The 14,884-nt window shown below is 53.7% G+C and carries 13 protein-coding genes; 11 read left to right on the forward strand and 2 right to left on the reverse strand.

The annotated features are described in order from the left end of the window. Positions 1-25 precede the first annotated feature (25 nt). Entirely contained in the window at positions 26-178 is a 153-nt protein-coding gene (locus ABVN44_RS06120) for a hypothetical protein (protein WP_001145918.1), read from the forward strand. Between the two features lie 33 nt (positions 179-211). Beyond that, on the forward strand, positions 212-1,003 hold the full coding sequence (gene nei / locus ABVN44_RS06125; protein WP_023231355.1) for an endonuclease VIII: 792 nt from the start codon (positions 212-214) through the stop codon (positions 1,001-1,003). Between the two features lie 54 nt (positions 1,004-1,057). Here the strand turns inward: nei and ABVN44_RS06130 are convergent, their stop codons facing one another. Further along, positions 1,058-2,104 carry an AbrB family transcriptional regulator gene (locus ABVN44_RS06130; RefSeq protein WP_001749106.1) on the reverse strand — a complete coding sequence of 349 codons (1,047 nt, stop codon included), beginning with the start codon at positions 2,102-2,104 and terminating at the stop codon, positions 1,058-1,060. Positions 2,105-2,240: 136 nt separating this feature from the next. Then, complete coding sequence (locus ABVN44_RS06135; protein ID WP_000785811.1) at positions 2,241-3,524, reverse strand: citrate synthase; 1,284 nt, start codon at positions 3,522-3,524, stop codon at positions 2,241-2,243. Between the two features lie 100 nt (positions 3,525-3,624). Between ABVN44_RS06135 and ABVN44_RS06140 the strand changes: the two genes are divergently transcribed. The 9 genes from ABVN44_RS06140 to sucD all read left to right on the forward strand — a co-directional run bounded on the left by ABVN44_RS06140 (position 3,625) and on the right by sucD (position 14,235). Further along, the gene (locus tag ABVN44_RS06140; protein ID WP_001539488.1) at positions 3,625-3,870 is read left to right on the forward strand and encodes a hypothetical protein; all 246 of its coding nucleotides are present in this window, start codon (positions 3,625-3,627) and stop codon (positions 3,868-3,870) included. 393 nt (positions 3,871-4,263) lie between these two features. After that, entirely contained in the window at positions 4,264-4,668 is a 405-nt protein-coding gene (sdhC, locus tag ABVN44_RS06145) for a succinate dehydrogenase cytochrome b556 subunit (protein WP_000263340.1), read from the forward strand. Beyond that, on the forward strand, positions 4,662-5,009 hold the full coding sequence (gene sdhD, locus ABVN44_RS06150; protein WP_000254356.1) for a succinate dehydrogenase membrane anchor subunit: 348 nt from the start codon (positions 4,662-4,664) through the stop codon (positions 5,007-5,009). Before sdhC ends, sdhD begins: the two co-directional genes overlap by 7 nt. After that, positions 5,009-6,775, forward strand: a complete 1,767-nt coding sequence (gene sdhA / locus ABVN44_RS06155; RefSeq protein WP_000775561.1) for a succinate dehydrogenase flavoprotein subunit — start codon at positions 5,009-5,011, stop codon at positions 6,773-6,775. The genes sdhD and sdhA overlap by 1 nt, the downstream gene beginning before the upstream one ends. 16 nt (positions 6,776-6,791) lie before the next feature. Then, on the forward strand, positions 6,792-7,508 hold the full coding sequence (gene sdhB / locus ABVN44_RS06160) for a succinate dehydrogenase iron-sulfur subunit SdhB (protein WP_001537859.1): 717 nt from the start codon (positions 6,792-6,794) through the stop codon (positions 7,506-7,508). A gap of 525 nt (positions 7,509-8,033) precedes the next feature. Continuing rightward, entirely contained in the window at positions 8,034-10,835 is a 2,802-nt protein-coding gene (sucA, locus tag ABVN44_RS06165) for a 2-oxoglutarate dehydrogenase E1 component (RefSeq protein ID WP_001181504.1), read from the forward strand. Between the two features lie 14 nt (positions 10,836-10,849). Further along, on the forward strand, positions 10,850-12,058 hold the full coding sequence (gene odhB / locus ABVN44_RS06170) for a 2-oxoglutarate dehydrogenase complex dihydrolipoyllysine-residue succinyltransferase (RefSeq protein ID WP_000099858.1): 1,209 nt from the start codon (positions 10,850-10,852) through the stop codon (positions 12,056-12,058). A gap of 141 nt (positions 12,059-12,199) precedes the next feature. After that, entirely contained in the window at positions 12,200-13,366 is a 1,167-nt protein-coding gene (sucC, locus tag ABVN44_RS06175) for an ADP-forming succinate--CoA ligase subunit beta (protein ID WP_001048590.1), read from the forward strand. After that, positions 13,366-14,235, forward strand: coding sequence for a succinate--CoA ligase subunit alpha (gene sucD / locus ABVN44_RS06180; RefSeq protein WP_000114631.1), 870 nt, complete (start codon positions 13,366-13,368; stop codon positions 14,233-14,235). The genes sucC and sucD overlap by 1 nt, the downstream gene beginning before the upstream one ends. Positions 14,236-14,884 lie beyond the last annotated feature (649 nt).

Genomic DNA, 14,884 nt, shown 5'->3' on the forward strand with positions numbered 1-14,884 from the left:
TCGCCCGACAAGGGCTGAGTCGATTATGCCCTGGCGCGATCATGTTAACCCTGACGGGGAAGTGGTCTCGTGCTGCGATAATGTTATTATCACTGGATACCACCGCCTGTTTGTCCATCCGCTGTGGATGTTCATTATGGCGTTCGATGTGCATTCCAGACAGTCAGAGGCGGTGTAGTCCATTAATCAACTGTTAACAAAGGATATTATCATGCCTGAAGGCCCGGAAATTCGTCGTGCGGCGGATAATCTGGAGGCGGCAATCAAAGGCAAACCCTTAACCGATGTCTGGTTCGCCTTTGCACAGTTAAAACCGTATGAATCGCAGCTTACCGGTCAACTTGTTACCCGGATAGAGACGCGGGGAAAAGCGTTATTGACCCACTTTTCAAATGGCCTGACGCTCTACAGCCACAACCAACTCTATGGCGTATGGCGGGTGATCGACACTGGTGAAATACCGCAGACTACGCGTATATTGCGCGTCAGGCTACAAACGGCGGATAAAACTATACTGCTTTATAGCGCGTCTGATATCGAAATGCTGACAGCAGAGCAGCTCACGACGCACCCCTTTTTACAGCGAGTCGGTCCGGATGTGCTGGACGCGCGTCTCACTCCGGAAGAGGTTAAAGCTCGATTGCTGTCGCCGCGTTTTCGCAACCGACAATTTTCCGGACTGTTGCTGGATCAGGCCTTTCTGGCGGGATTGGGGAATTATCTGCGCGTTGAAATCCTCTGGCAGGTAGGGTTAACCGGACAGCATAAAGCGAAAGATCTCAACGAGGCGCAACTGAATGCGCTTTCTCACGCGCTGTTGGATATTCCGCGCCTGTCCTACACGACTCGCGGTCAGGCGGATGAGAACAAGTATCATGGCGCACTGTTTCGCTTTAAGGTTTTCCACCGTGACGGCGAAGCGTGCGAGCGGTGCGGCGGCATTATTGAAAAGACAACACTGTCCTCACGCCCGTTTTACTGGTGCCCGCATTGCCAGAAATAGCCGGAACCGCCATCGGCGAGCGGCTATTGCCTGATGGCGCGACGCTTATCAGTCCTACAAAGGTTGTCTGGGCGCATAGGTTGATATAAAACGGGCCACTGCTGGCCCAGTTAACAGAATGCTGAACAGCCGTAGGGTTTGCATTGCCATGATGAGCGCCATATCGGCACTGCTTCCTGCCGCGATCGCGGCAACCGTATCCAGACCACCGGGACTGGTGGCAAGATAAGCCGTCATAAAATCAATCTGCATGTAGTAAGCCATTCCCCACGCCATCGCGGCGCAAATCGCCATCAGCGCGAAAATTGACAATAAGATTTGCGGCAATGGCCGCAGCGCCATAAAAAACACCTGTCTGTCAAAACCCAGCCCAATACGCCAGCCTATCGCCATATACGCCACGGCCAGCAGCCATTCGGGTAATTCAATCTCAATGATGCCTTGCGAATGGAGAAGCGCGCCTGCCAACATGGGGAGCAGCATCGTGCCGGAAGGGATACGCATCAGGCGACCGGCAATGCCCGCCACGATCGCTAATAGCAGCGTCGTCAATAAATTACCGCTAAGCGGCGGAAACCAGACCACCTGTTGGCTGACCGTTGCCGCGCTGTCGCCGAGTATCAGGCGTGTCACCAGCACCGCCGCGCCAGCCACAAACAGTACCCGTAGATACTGCATAAACGCCACCAGGCGGATATCCGCCCCGTAATCTTGCGCCATCGCTACCATTGCCGCTGCGCCGCCCGGCGAAGACCCCCATGCGCCGGTGTTGCCGGGCAGCGAGCTGTAACGTACCAGCAGCCAGCCGACTACCGCGCTGGAAAGCAGCGTCACCAGCAACACTAAAAGCACGACCGGCCAGTAGAGGGCGAGGGTGGTCAATATCGAACCGGTTAGATTTTGGGCGATCATACAGCCGAGAATTGCCTGCGCGGCGAGAAAAATACCGCGCGGAAGTTGTAGCGTACTACCTCGCAAACTCAACACGATACCCGCAATCATTGGACCGAGCAGCATTGCCGCCGGAAGGTGCAGCCAGAGAAAAATAAGGGAAATGAGCAGCGATAACAGGAACAACAAAAACCACTGCAGAATCGGCATTCCATGCTCCCTGAATGATATTTAGCGAAACCTTAATTAATCATAGAGAGTAACGGGGTAAGAATAAAATAATGAGGATAAGAAAAAAGGGAAAATGTACCGGATGGCGAGGGTTGCGTCGCCATCCGGTTGTCAATTAACGCTTCAGCGCCGATTTAAAATCGCGTTTATCGTAGCCGGTATACAGCTGACGAGGACGGGCGATTTTCATGCCGTCAGTGTGCATTTCATTCCAGTGTGCAATCCAGCCAACGGTACGCGCCATGGCGAAGATCACGGTGAACATGGAGGACGGAATGCCCATCGCTTTCAGAATGATGCCGGAGTAGAAGTCTACGTTCGGGTACAGTTTCTTCTCGATGAAGTACGGGTCGTTGAGCGCAATGTGCTCAAGCTCCATCGCCACTTCCAGCAGATCGTCTTTGGTGCCCAGTTCTTTCAGCACTTCGTGGCAGGTTTCACGCATCACGGTGGCGCGCGGATCGTAGTTTTTGTAAACACGGTGACCGAAGCCCATCAGGCGGAAAGAATCATTCTTGTCTTTCGCACGGCGAACAAATTCCGGAATGTGTTTAACAGAGCTGATTTCTTCCAGCATTTTCAGCGCGGCTTCGTTGGCGCCGCCGTGCGCGGGTCCCCACAGGGAGGCGATCCCGGCGGCAATGCAGGCGAACGGGTTGGCGCCGCTTGAACCTGCGGTACGTACCGTTGACGTAGAGGCGTTCTGCTCATGGTCAGCGTGCAGGATCAGAATACGGTCCATCGCGCGCTCCAGTACCGGATTCACTTCATAGGTTTCACACGGCGTGGAGAACATCATGTTCAGGAAGTTACCGGCGTAGGAAAGGTCGTTGCGCGGATAAACAAACGGCTGACCGATGGAATATTTGTAACACATCGCCGCCATGGTCGGCATTTTGGACAGCAGGCGGAACGCCGCGATTTCACGGTGGCGCGGATTGTTCACATCCAGCGAGTCGTGGTAGAACGCCGCCAGCGCGCCAGTAATCCCGCACATTACCGCCATCGGATGTGAGTCGCGACGGAAAGCATGGAACAGGCGAGTGATTTGCTCATGGATCATCGTATGGCGGGTGACTGTCGTTCTGAACTCGTCATACTCTTCCTGCGTCGGTTTTTCGCCGTACAGCAGGATGTAACAGACTTCCAGATAGTTGGAATCGGTAGCAAGCTGGTCAATCGGGAAACCGCGATGCAACAAAATGCCTTCGTCGCCGTCGATGAAGGTGATTTTAGATTCGCAGGATGCGGTAGAGGTGAAACCAGGGTCAAAAGTAAAAACTCCTTTTGAACCGAGACTACGAATATCAATAACATCTTGACCGAGTGTACCTTTTAGCACATCCAGTTCAATAGCAGTGTCACCAGTAAGGGTGATTTTTGCCTTTGTATCAGCCATTTACGGTCTCCTTAGCGCCTTATTGCTTAAGACTGCCGGAACTCAGACTTGCCTTCTCCACGTCATCTTCCTCGTCGTTAGTGCAGGGAAGATTCTGTGTATGCATCAATCAACCGTTACCAGTTTGTTATTTGGCTCGCCGCTCTGTGAAAGAGGGGATGACCTGGGTACAGAGCAATGGGCGCTTGCAGGTAACGGCTTGATTAATTTCGAATTAGCAGCAAATCAGGAACGTAGCAATCCGAGTAATGTAACCTGTCTATCACTAATAACTGTCCTGAAAGAATGGGTCAATATCATTGTACTGTTGCATAACTTATTAACAGGTGAAAGAGTGACCCCATAACTTTTACGCATTATATGCTTTTTCTGGTGTCGTTTGTAACAATTTTGTTTAATGTTTGTCAAATCAGATGATTGAAAATTAAAAAAATGTTGTTATCGTGACCTGTGTCACTGTTCAGGATAAAACCTGACAAACTATATGTAGGTTAATTGTAATGATTTTGTGAACGTCCTATACTGCCGCCAGGTCTCCGGAATACCCTGCAATCCCGAGCCACCCAGCGTTGTAACGTGTCGTTTTAGCTACTGGAAGCAGTGTTTTACATGACGCGCAGTTATAGAAAGGACGCTGTCTGACCCGCACGCAGACCGGAGGAAGGAAATCCCGTCGTCTTTCTGGCTACAGGTAGATTCACCTCTGTAACCGAAGTCTTAAGGGAATAATAAGAACAGCATGTGGGCGTTATTCATGATAAGAAATGTGAAAAAACAAAGACCTGTCAATCTGGATCTACAAACGATTCGGTTCCCCATCACAGCGATAGCGTCCATTCTCCATCGCGTATCCGGTGTGATTACTTTCATCGCCGTCGGCATACTACTGTGGCTACTGGGCACCAGCCTCTCTTCTCCGGAAGGATTCCAGCAGGCCGCCGATATCATGGACGGCTTCATCGTTAAATTTATCATGTGGGGCATCCTTACCGCGCTGGCGTATCACGTCATCGTGGGAATTCGTCACATGTTAATGGATTTTGGCTATCTGGAAGAAACATTCGAAGCGGGTCAACGCTCTGCCAAAATCTCTTTTGTTATCACTGTCGTGCTTTCACTTCTCGCAGGAGTCCTCGTATGGTAAGCAACGCCTCCGCATTAGGACGCAATGGCGTACATGACTTCATCCTGGTCCGTGCTACCGCTATCGTTCTGACGTTATACATCATCTACATGGTGGGTTTTTTCGCCACGAGCGGCGAACTGACCTTTGAAGCCTGGACCGGTTTCTTCTCATCGGCCTTCACCAAAGTCTTCACCCTGCTGGCGCTTTTTTCCATCTTGATTCATGCCTGGATCGGCATGTGGCAGGTGTTAACCGACTACGTTAAACCACTGGCAGTGCGTCTGATACTGCAACTCGTTATTGTTGTTGCGCTGGTGGTTTACGTCATCTATGGATTTGTTGTGGTGTGGGGTGTGTAATGAAACTGCCAGTCAGAGAATTTGATGCTGTTGTGATTGGTGCCGGTGGCGCAGGTATGCGCGCGGCGCTGCAAATTTCCCAGAGCGGCCAAACCTGTGCGCTGCTCTCGAAAGTCTTCCCGACCCGTTCCCATACCGTTTCCGCGCAGGGCGGTATCACCGTGGCGCTCGGCAATACCCATGAAGATAACTGGGAATGGCACATGTACGACACCGTTAAGGGGTCGGACTACATTGGTGACCAGGATGCCATCGAATATATGTGTAAGACCGGACCGGAAGCGATTCTGGAACTGGAGCACATGGGGCTACCGTTCTCCCGTCTTGATGATGGACGTATCTATCAGCGCCCGTTCGGCGGCCAGTCGAAAAACTTTGGCGGCGAGCAGGCGGCACGTACCGCGGCGGCGGCTGACCGTACCGGTCACGCCTTGCTACACACGCTGTATCAACAGAATTTGAAAAACCACACCACGATTTTCTCCGAATGGTATGCGCTGGATCTGGTGAAAAACCAGGATGGCGCGGTGGTGGGGTGTACCGCACTGTGCATCGAAACCGGTGAAGTGGTGTACTTCAAAGCCCGCGCAACGGTGCTGGCGACCGGCGGCGCAGGCCGTATCTACCAGTCCACCACCAACGCTCACATCAACACCGGTGACGGTGTCGGTATGGCGCTGCGTGCCGGTGTCCCGGTGCAGGATATGGAAATGTGGCAGTTCCACCCGACCGGCATCGCCGGGGCGGGTGTGCTGGTGACAGAAGGCTGCCGCGGCGAAGGCGGTTACCTGTTGAACAAACATGGCGAGCGCTTTATGGAGCGTTATGCGCCGAACGCCAAAGACCTGGCGGGTCGTGACGTGGTGGCGCGTTCCATCATGATCGAAATCCGTGAAGGCCGCGGCTGCGATGGTCCGTGGGGGCCGCACGCTAAACTGAAACTGGATCATCTGGGTAAAGAGGTGCTGGAATCTCGCCTGCCGGGTATCCTGGAGCTGTCCCGCACTTTCGCTCACGTCGATCCGGTGAAAGAGCCGATTCCGGTTATCCCGACCTGCCACTACATGATGGGCGGTATTCCGACTAAAGTGACCGGTCAGGCGCTGACCGTGAACGAGCAGGGCGAAGATGTGGTGATTCCGGGGCTGTTTGCGGTAGGCGAAATCGCCTGTGTATCGGTTCACGGCGCCAACCGTCTGGGCGGTAACTCACTGCTGGATCTGGTGGTCTTTGGCCGCGCGGCGGGGCTGCATTTACAGGAATCCATCGCCGAGCAGGGCGTGCTGCGCGACGCCAGCGAGTCTGACGTTGAAGGTTCTCTGGAGCGCCTGAATCGCTGGAACAATAACCGCAATGGCGAAGATCCGGTGGCTATCCGCAAAGCGTTGCAGGAGTGTATGCAGCATAACTTCTCCGTATTCCGTGAAGGCGACGCGATGGCGAAAGGGCTTGAGCAGTTGAAAGTGATCCGCGAGCGTCTGAAAAACGCCCGTCTGGATGACACGTCCAGCGAGTTTAATACCCAGCGTGTTGAGTGTCTGGAGCTGGATAACCTGATGGAAACCGCCTACGCCACTGCCGTATCAGCCAACTTCCGGACGGAAAGCCGCGGCGCGCATAGCCGCTTCGATTTCCCGGAGCGTGATGATGCCAACTGGTTGTGTCATACCCTGTATCAGCCGCAAACGGAATCCATGACGCGCCGAAGCGTCAATATGGAGCCGAAACTGCGTCCGGCGTTCCCGCCGAAGATTCGTACTTATTAATTGCGGAGACAGGATGATGAAACTCGAATTTTCGATTTATCGTTATAACCCGGATGTCGATAACGCTCCGCGTATGCAGGATTACACCCTGGAAGGCGAAGAAGGGCGCGACATGATGCTGCTGGATGCGTTAATCCAGCTTAAAGAAAAAGATCCCAGCCTTTCTTTCCGCCGTTCCTGCCGCGAAGGTGTGTGCGGTTCTGATGGTTTGAATATGAACGGTAAGAATGGTCTGGCCTGTATTACCCCTATTTCGGCGCTGACTCAGCCGGGTAAGAAGATTGTGATTCGCCCGCTGCCCGGTTTGCCGGTGATCCGCGATTTGGTGGTAGACATGGGGCAATTCTACGCACAATATGAGAAGATTAAGCCTTACTTATTGAATAATGGGCAAAATCCACCGGCTCGTGAGCATCTGCAGATGCCGGAGCAGCGTGAAAAACTCGATGGGCTGTATGAATGTATTCTTTGCGCCTGTTGCTCAACATCCTGTCCGTCATTCTGGTGGAACCCGGATAAGTTTATCGGTCCGGCGGGGCTGCTCGCGGCGTATCGATTCCTGATCGATAGTCGTGATACCGAGACTGACAGTCGTCTGGAAGGGATGAGCGATGCATTCAGCGTATTCCGCTGTCACAGCATTATGAACTGCGTCAGTGTATGTCCTAAGGGACTGAACCCGACGCGCGCTATCGGCCATATTAAGTCGATGCTGTTGCAGCGTAGCGCATAAGTAGTTGTAGTGGTTGCCGGATGGCGACGTACCGTCTTATCCGGCCTACAGGTTACGTATTCTGTAGGCCTGATAAGCCAGGCGCCATCGGGCAATAGAAGTGCAGGAAACCTCTAAAAACTGCCATATGATTAGTAATAATCGAGATGTTCAGAGCGAGACAAGGCGCGGTCTGAACGAATCTTCGGGAGCATAGTTAATTATGTGACCGGAGTGAGCGAAGGCCGCAAAGCAGTCGTAGCCTGAACAGCGAAGATTATTAGACAGTTTTTAAAGGTTCCTTAGCGGACGCAGATGACACGACAGTCCGCAACAAGTGAACCCCGGCACGCATACAGCGTATGCGTGGTTAGTATCCACGGCGAAATACTCGTCATAGTTCACGTTGCATGTGCATTGGCTGCACTTGCTCACCCCGGTCACTTACTGGATGTAAGCTCCGAGGGATTCGCAAGCTTGCCGCCTTCCTGAAACGTGACCTATTTAGAGTATTAAATAAGCAGAAAAGATGCTTAAGGGATCACGATGCAGAACAGCGCTTTGAAAGCCTGGTTGGACTCTTCTTACCTCTCTGGTTCGAATCAGAGCTGGATAGAACAGCTCTATGAAGACTTCTTAACCGATCCTGACTCGGTAGACGCTAACTGGCGTTTGACGTTCCAGCAGTTACCTGGTACCGGAGTCAAACCGGATCAACTCCATTCAAAAACACGTGAATATTTCCGGCGGCAGGCGTTGGCTGGCTCACGTCACTCTTCTACGATTTCCGACCCTGACACCAATGTGAAGCAGGTTAAAGTCCTGCAGCTTATCAACGCTTATCGTTTCCGTGGCCATCAACATGCAAACCTCGATCCGTTGGGACTGTGGAAGCAAGAACGCGTGGCGGATCTGGATCCTTCTTTCCATGATTTGACCGAGGCCGATTTCCAGGAAACCTTCAATGTCGGCTCCTTTGCCAGCGGCAAAGAGACGATGAAGCTGGGCGAGCTGCTCGACGCGCTCAAACAGACCTACTGCGGCCCGATTGGCGCTGAGTATATGCACATCACCAGCACCGAAGAGAAACGCTGGATCCAACAGCGCATCGAATCCGGTCGTGCGGCCTTTAGCGCTGACGAGAAAAAACGCTTCCTGAACGAACTGACCGCCGCTGAAGGGCTGGAACGTTATCTGGGTGCCAAATTCCCGGGTGCGAAACGTTTCTCGCTCGAGGGGGGAGATGCGCTGATACCCATGCTGAAAGAGATGGTTCGCCATGCGGGTAACAGCGGCACTCGCGAAGTGGTGCTGGGGATGGCGCACCGCGGTCGCCTGAACGTGCTGATCAACGTACTGGGTAAAAAACCGCAGGATCTGTTCGACGAGTTTGCCGGTAAACATAAAGAACATCTGGGTACCGGCGACGTGAAGTATCACATGGGCTTCTCGTCAGATATCGAAACCGAAGGCGGTCTGGTTCACCTGGCGCTGGCGTTTAACCCATCGCACCTGGAAATTGTGAGCCCGGTGGTGATGGGCTCCGTGCGTGCCCGTCTGGACCGACTGGACGAACCGAGCAGCAACAAAGTGTTGCCGATCACTATTCACGGCGACGCCGCGGTGACCGGCCAGGGCGTGGTTCAGGAAACCCTGAACATGTCGAAAGCGCGCGGTTACGAAGTGGGCGGTACGGTACGTATCGTTATCAACAACCAGGTGGGCTTCACCACCTCTAACCCACTGGATGCGCGTTCAACGCCTTACTGCACCGATATCGGTAAAATGGTCCAGGCGCCGATTTTCCACGTCAATGCGGATGATCCGGAAGCCGTCGCTTTTGTGACCCGTCTGGCGCTGGACTTCCGTAACACCTTTAAACGCGATGTGTTCATCGATCTGGTGTGCTACCGCCGTCACGGCCACAACGAAGCCGACGAGCCAAGCGCAACCCAGCCGCTGATGTACCAGAAAATCAAAAAGCATCCGACGCCGCGTAAAATCTACGCCGACAAACTGGAAGCTGATAAGGTCGCAACGCTGGAAGATGCCACCGAAATGGTCAACCTCTATCGCGATGCGCTGGATGCTGGCGAGTGCGTAGTGAAAGAGTGGCGTCCGATGAACATGCACTCCTTCACCTGGTCGCCATATCTCAACCACGAATGGGACGAAAGCTACCCGAACAAAGTTGAGATGAAGCGTCTGCAGGAGCTGGCAAAACGTATCAGCACCGTGCCGGAAGCCATTGAAATGCAGTCTCGCGTGGCGAAAATTTATGGCGACCGTCAGGCAATGGCGGCAGGCGAGAAATTGTTTGACTGGGGCGGTGCGGAAAATCTGGCTTACGCCACGCTGGTCGATGAAGGCATTCCGGTGCGCCTGTCCGGGGAAGACTCCGGTCGCGGCACCTTCTTCCATCGTCATGCGGTGATCCACAACCAGACGAACGGCTCAACGTATACGCCGTTGCAGCATATTCACAGCGGTCAGGGACAGTTTAAAGTCTGGGACTCCGTGCTGTCTGAAGAAGCGGTACTGGCTTTTGAATACGGTTATGCCACGGCGGAACCACGTACCCTGACTATCTGGGAAGCGCAGTTTGGCGATTTTGCCAACGGCGCGCAGGTAGTGATTGACCAGTTCATCTCCTCCGGCGAGCAGAAATGGGGCCGGATGTGCGGTCTGGTGATGCTGTTGCCGCACGGCTATGAAGGGCAGGGGCCGGAGCACTCTTCCGCGCGTCTGGAACGTTATCTGCAACTTTGCGCCGAGCAGAATATGCAGGTTTGCGTGCCGTCCACCCCGGCGCAGGTCTACCATATGCTGCGCCGTCAGGCGCTGCGCGGGATGCGTCGTCCGCTGGTGGTGATGTCGCCGAAATCGCTGCTGCGTCACCCGCTGGCGGTTTCCACGCTTGATGAACTGGCGAACGGTTCCTTCCAGCCGGCCATTGGCGAAATTGACGAGCTGGACCCTAAAGCCGTAAAACGCGTGGTAATGTGTTCTGGTAAGGTTTATTACGACCTGCTGGAACAACGTCGCAAAAACGACCAGAAAGATGTCGCTATCGTGCGCATCGAACAGCTCTATCCGTTCCCGCATAAAGCGGTGCAGGAAGCGCTGCAACCATACGCTCACGTCCATGATTTTGTCTGGTGCCAGGAAGAGCCGCTCAACCAGGGCGCATGGTACTGCAGCCAGCATCATTTCCGTGAAGTGATTCCGTTTGGGGCCGCTCTGCGTTATGCAGGTCGCCCGGCCTCCGCCTCTCCGGCGGTAGGGTATATGTCCGTTCACCAGAAACAGCAACAAGATCTGGTTAATGACGCGCTGAACGTCGATTAAATAAAGGATAAATAATGAGTAGCGTAGATATTCTTGTTCCCGACCTGCCTGAGTCCGTAGCGGACGCGACCGTCGCCACCTGGCATAAAAAACCGGGCGATGCGGTTGTTCGTGACGAAGTGCTGGTAGAAATCGAAACTGACAAAGTGGTACTGGAAGTACCGGCATCAGCGGACGGCATTCTGGATGCGGTTCTGGAAGAGGAGGGGACGACTGTCACCTCTCGCCAGATCCTGGGTCGCCTGCGTGAAGGCAACAGCGCGGGTAAAGAGACCAGCGCGAAATCTGAAGAGAAAGCGTCTACGCCGGCACAGCGCCAGCAGGCGTCGCTGGAAGAACAAAACAACGATGCGCTCAGCCCGGCGATCCGTCGCCTGCTGGCTGAACACAATCTGGAAGCCAGCGCCATTAAAGGCACTGGTGTGGGTGGGCGTCTGACCCGTGAAGATGTGGAAAAACATCTGGCGAAAGGCGAGTCTAAAGCACCCGCTGTTGAACCTGCAGCACAACCCGCTCTGGGCGCGCGCGGCGAAAAACGCGTGCCAATGACCCGCCTGCGTAAGCGCGTGGCCGAGCGTCTGCTGGAAGCGAAAAATTCCACCGCCATGCTGACGACCTTCAATGAAGTCAACATGAAGCCGATTATGGATTTGCGTAAGCAGTATGGCGAAGTGTTTGAAAAACGTCATGGTATCCGCCTGGGCTTTATGTCCTTCTACGTGAAAGCGGTAGTGGAAGCGCTGAAGCGTTATCCGGAAGTGAACGCCTCTATCGACGGCGATGACGTGGTGTATCACAACTACTTTGATGTGAGCATGGCGGTGTCTACGCCGCGCGGCCTGGTCACGCCGGTCCTGCGTGACGTGGATACGCTGGGCATGGCTGACATCGAGAAAAAAATTAAAGAACTGGCTGTCAAAGGCCGCGACGGCAAGCTGACCGTAGAAGACCTGACCGGCGGTAACTTTACCATTACCAACGGCGGCGTATTCGGTTCGCTGATGTCTACCCCGATCATCAACCCGCCGCAGAGCGCGATTCTGGGAATGCATGCTATTAAAGACAGGCCGATGGCGGTGGATGGCAAGGTGGAAATCCTGCCGATGATGTACCTGGCGCTCTCTTACGATCATCGCCTGATCGATGGTCGTGAATCCGTGGGCTTCCTGGTCACCATCAAAGAGTTGCTGGAAGATCCGACCCGTCTGCTGTTGGACGTGTAGTCAGCAAGAGCATCACCTGCTACCTGTAGGCCGGATAAGGCGTTCACGCCGCCATCCGGCGATGGTGTAATGCCTGATGGCGCGCAGCTTTCAGGCCTACAGGTCTAAAGATAACGATTACCTGAAGGATGGACAGAACACATGAACTTACATGAATATCAGGCAAAACAACTTTTTGCCCGCTATGGCTTACCGGCGCCGGTGGGTTATGCCTGTACTACTCCGCGTGAAGCCGAAGAAGCCGCGTCTAAAATCGGTGCCGGCCCGTGGGTAGTGAAATGTCAGGTTCACGCTGGCGGCCGCGGCAAAGCGGGCGGTGTGAAGGTAGTAAAAAGCAAAGAAGAGATTCGCGCCTTTGCGGAAAACTGGCTGGGCAAACGTCTGGTGACCTATCAAACAGACGCTAATGGCCAACCGGTAAACCAGATTCTGGTTGAAGCGGCGACCGACATCGGCAAAGAACTGTACCTCGGCGCGGTGGTTGACCGTAGTTCTCGTCGCGTGGTCTTTATGGCGTCTACCGAAGGCGGCGTAGAGATCGAAAAAGTCGCGGAGGAAACCCCGCATCTGATCCATAAAGTCGCGCTCGATCCGCTGACCGGCCCGATGCCGTATCAGGGGCGGGAGCTAGCGTTCAAATTGGGTCTGGAAGGTAAACTGGTGCAGCAGTTCACCAAAATCTTTATGGGCCTGGCAACCATTTTCCTTGAGCGCGACCTGGCGCTGATCGAAATCAACCCGCTGGTGATCACTAAGCAGGGCGATCTGATTTGCCTCGACGGCAAGCTGGGCGCTGACGGCAACGCGCTGTTCCGCCAGCCTGATCTGCGCGAAATGCGCGACCAGTCTCAGGAAGACCCGCGTGAAGCGCAGGCGGCGCAGTGGGAACTGAACTACGTCGCACTGGACGGCAACATCGGTTGCATGGTGAACGGCGCGGGCCTGGCGATGGGCACCATGGACATCGTTAAGCTGCATGGCGGCGAACCGGCTAACTTCCTTGACGTGGGCGGCGGCGCAACCAAAGAGCGCGTCACCGAAGCGTTTAAAATCATCCTCTCAGATGACAACGTGAAAGCGGTTCTGGTTAACATCTTCGGCGGTATCGTCCGTTGTGACCTGATTGCCGACGGTATCATCGGCGCGGTGGAAGAAGTGGGCGTGAACGTTCCGGTGGTGGTGCGTCTGGAAGGCAACAACGCCGAACTCGGCGCGAAGAAACTGGCTGACAGTGGCCTGAATATTATTGCAGCGAAAAGTCTGACGGATGCAGCTCAGCAGGTTGTTGCCGCAGTGGAGGGGAAATAATGTCCGTTTTAATTAATAAAGATACCAAGGTTATCTGCCAGGGCTTCACCGGTAGCCAGGGGACTTTCCACTCCGAACAGGCGATTGCTTACGGTACGCAAATGGTCGGCGGCGTAACGCCGGGCAAAGGCGGCACCACGCATCTGGGTCTGCCGGTGTTCAACACCGTGCGCGAAGCGGTAGAAGCCACCGGTGCGACCGCATCCGTTATCTACGTCCCGGCGCCGTTCTGTAAAGACTCCATTCTGGAAGCGATTGACGCAGGCATCAAACTGATTATCACCATCACCGAAGGTATTCCGACGCTGGATATGCTGACCGTGAAAGTGAAGCTGGACGAAGCGGGCGTGCGCATGATCGGCCCGAACTGCCCAGGTGTGATCACCCCGGGCGAATGCAAAATCGGCATCATGCCGGGTCACATTCATAAGCCGGGTAAAGTGGGTATCGTTTCCCGTTCCGGCACGCTGACCTACGAAGCGGTTAAGCAGACCACCGACTACGGTTTCGGCCAGTCCACCTGCGTGGGTATCGGCGGCGACCCGATTCCGGGCTCTAACTTCATCGACATCCTGAAACTGTTCCAGGAAGATCCGCAGACTGAAGCGATCGTGATGATCGGCGAGATCGGCGGTAGCGCAGAAGAAGAAGCGGCGGCTTACATTAAAGACCACGTGACCAAGCCGGTTGTTGGCTATATCGCGGGTGTTACCGCGCCGAAAGGCAAGCGTATGGGCCACGCGGGCGCCATCATTGCCGGTGGTAAAGGCACTGCGGATGAAAAATTCGCCGCGCTGGAAGCCGCGGGCGTGAAAACCGTTCGCAGCCTGGCCGATATCGGCGAAGCGCTGAAAGCAATTATAAAATAAAACTCGCTGTTCCTGCGGGAACAGATAAATGTCCGTTTTCGACATGGTTGGCCACCTTTACGGTGGCCTTTTTTATGGCTTTATTGTTTGTGGCAAAGTACGGGTGAAGCATCCGGGATATAAAATTATTGGCTTTGTAAATATTGAACTATAGGAAAATAATGCCTCATTAAAAAAACATGGTGGAGTCTAAAAATAATTGATAATAACCGTCTGGCTGCGGCAGTAAATTTACTCAGTTTGCTGGTTAACTCTTTTTCAGCAAATACAGATGCTGTCTTAGTGAAAGACCTGCCGACCTCACTGGAGACGGATTATGCGCTTTCCGCCATGAAAAAAACGCATTGCAGCATTACACTATGTTGACGCTAACCTCTATAGTAAATTGACGCTTGACTCTGTGGCCGCGCATGTTTGCCTGAGCGCGAACTACACGTCTCCTCAGATGTATCGCGCTTACACAGACTGCTTGTTTAATGGCAGAATAAAACAGCTATTTTAATCATAAGAGTACCAGCATTATTTCCCTGAAGTATTAAAGATATCGTTTAATAAATCATATGAACTTTTTCTGGTTAAAAGAGGTTAACTTTAAAAATTATTAAGAACTTATTGACACTATTCGTTCGTGATTAATCATGTTTAAAGG

The organism is Salmonella sp. SJTUF15570, from assembly GCF_043357055.1.
Classification (GTDB): Bacteria; Pseudomonadota; Gammaproteobacteria; order Enterobacterales; family Enterobacteriaceae; genus Salmonella; species Salmonella enterica.

Coding starts and splice junctions, on each gene's coding strand:
- ABVN44_RS06120 (WP_001145918.1), top strand. CDS start 26: ATGCCCTGGCGCGATCATGTTAACCCTGACGGGGAAGTGGTCTCGTGC.
- nei (WP_023231355.1), top strand. CDS start 212: ATGCCTGAAGGCCCGGAAATTCGTCGTGCGGCGGATAATCTGGAGGCG.
- ABVN44_RS06130 (WP_001749106.1), bottom strand. CDS start 2,104: ATGCCGATTCTGCAGTGGTTTTTGTTGTTCCTGTTATCGCTGCTCATT.
- ABVN44_RS06135 (WP_000785811.1), bottom strand. CDS start 3,524: ATGGCTGATACAAAGGCAAAAATCACCCTTACTGGTGACACTGCTATT.
- ABVN44_RS06140 (WP_001539488.1), top strand. CDS start 3,625: ATGCATCAATCAACCGTTACCAGTTTGTTATTTGGCTCGCCGCTCTGT.
- sdhC (WP_000263340.1), top strand. CDS start 4,264: ATGTGGGCGTTATTCATGATAAGAAATGTGAAAAAACAAAGACCTGTC.
- sdhD (WP_000254356.1), top strand. CDS start 4,662: ATGGTAAGCAACGCCTCCGCATTAGGACGCAATGGCGTACATGACTTC.
- sdhA (WP_000775561.1), top strand. CDS start 5,009: ATGAAACTGCCAGTCAGAGAATTTGATGCTGTTGTGATTGGTGCCGGT.
- sdhB (WP_001537859.1), top strand. CDS start 6,792: ATGAAACTCGAATTTTCGATTTATCGTTATAACCCGGATGTCGATAAC.
- sucA (WP_001181504.1), top strand. CDS start 8,034: ATGCAGAACAGCGCTTTGAAAGCCTGGTTGGACTCTTCTTACCTCTCT.
- odhB (WP_000099858.1), top strand. CDS start 10,850: ATGAGTAGCGTAGATATTCTTGTTCCCGACCTGCCTGAGTCCGTAGCG.
- sucC (WP_001048590.1), top strand. CDS start 12,200: ATGAACTTACATGAATATCAGGCAAAACAACTTTTTGCCCGCTATGGC.
- sucD (WP_000114631.1), top strand. CDS start 13,366: ATGTCCGTTTTAATTAATAAAGATACCAAGGTTATCTGCCAGGGCTTC.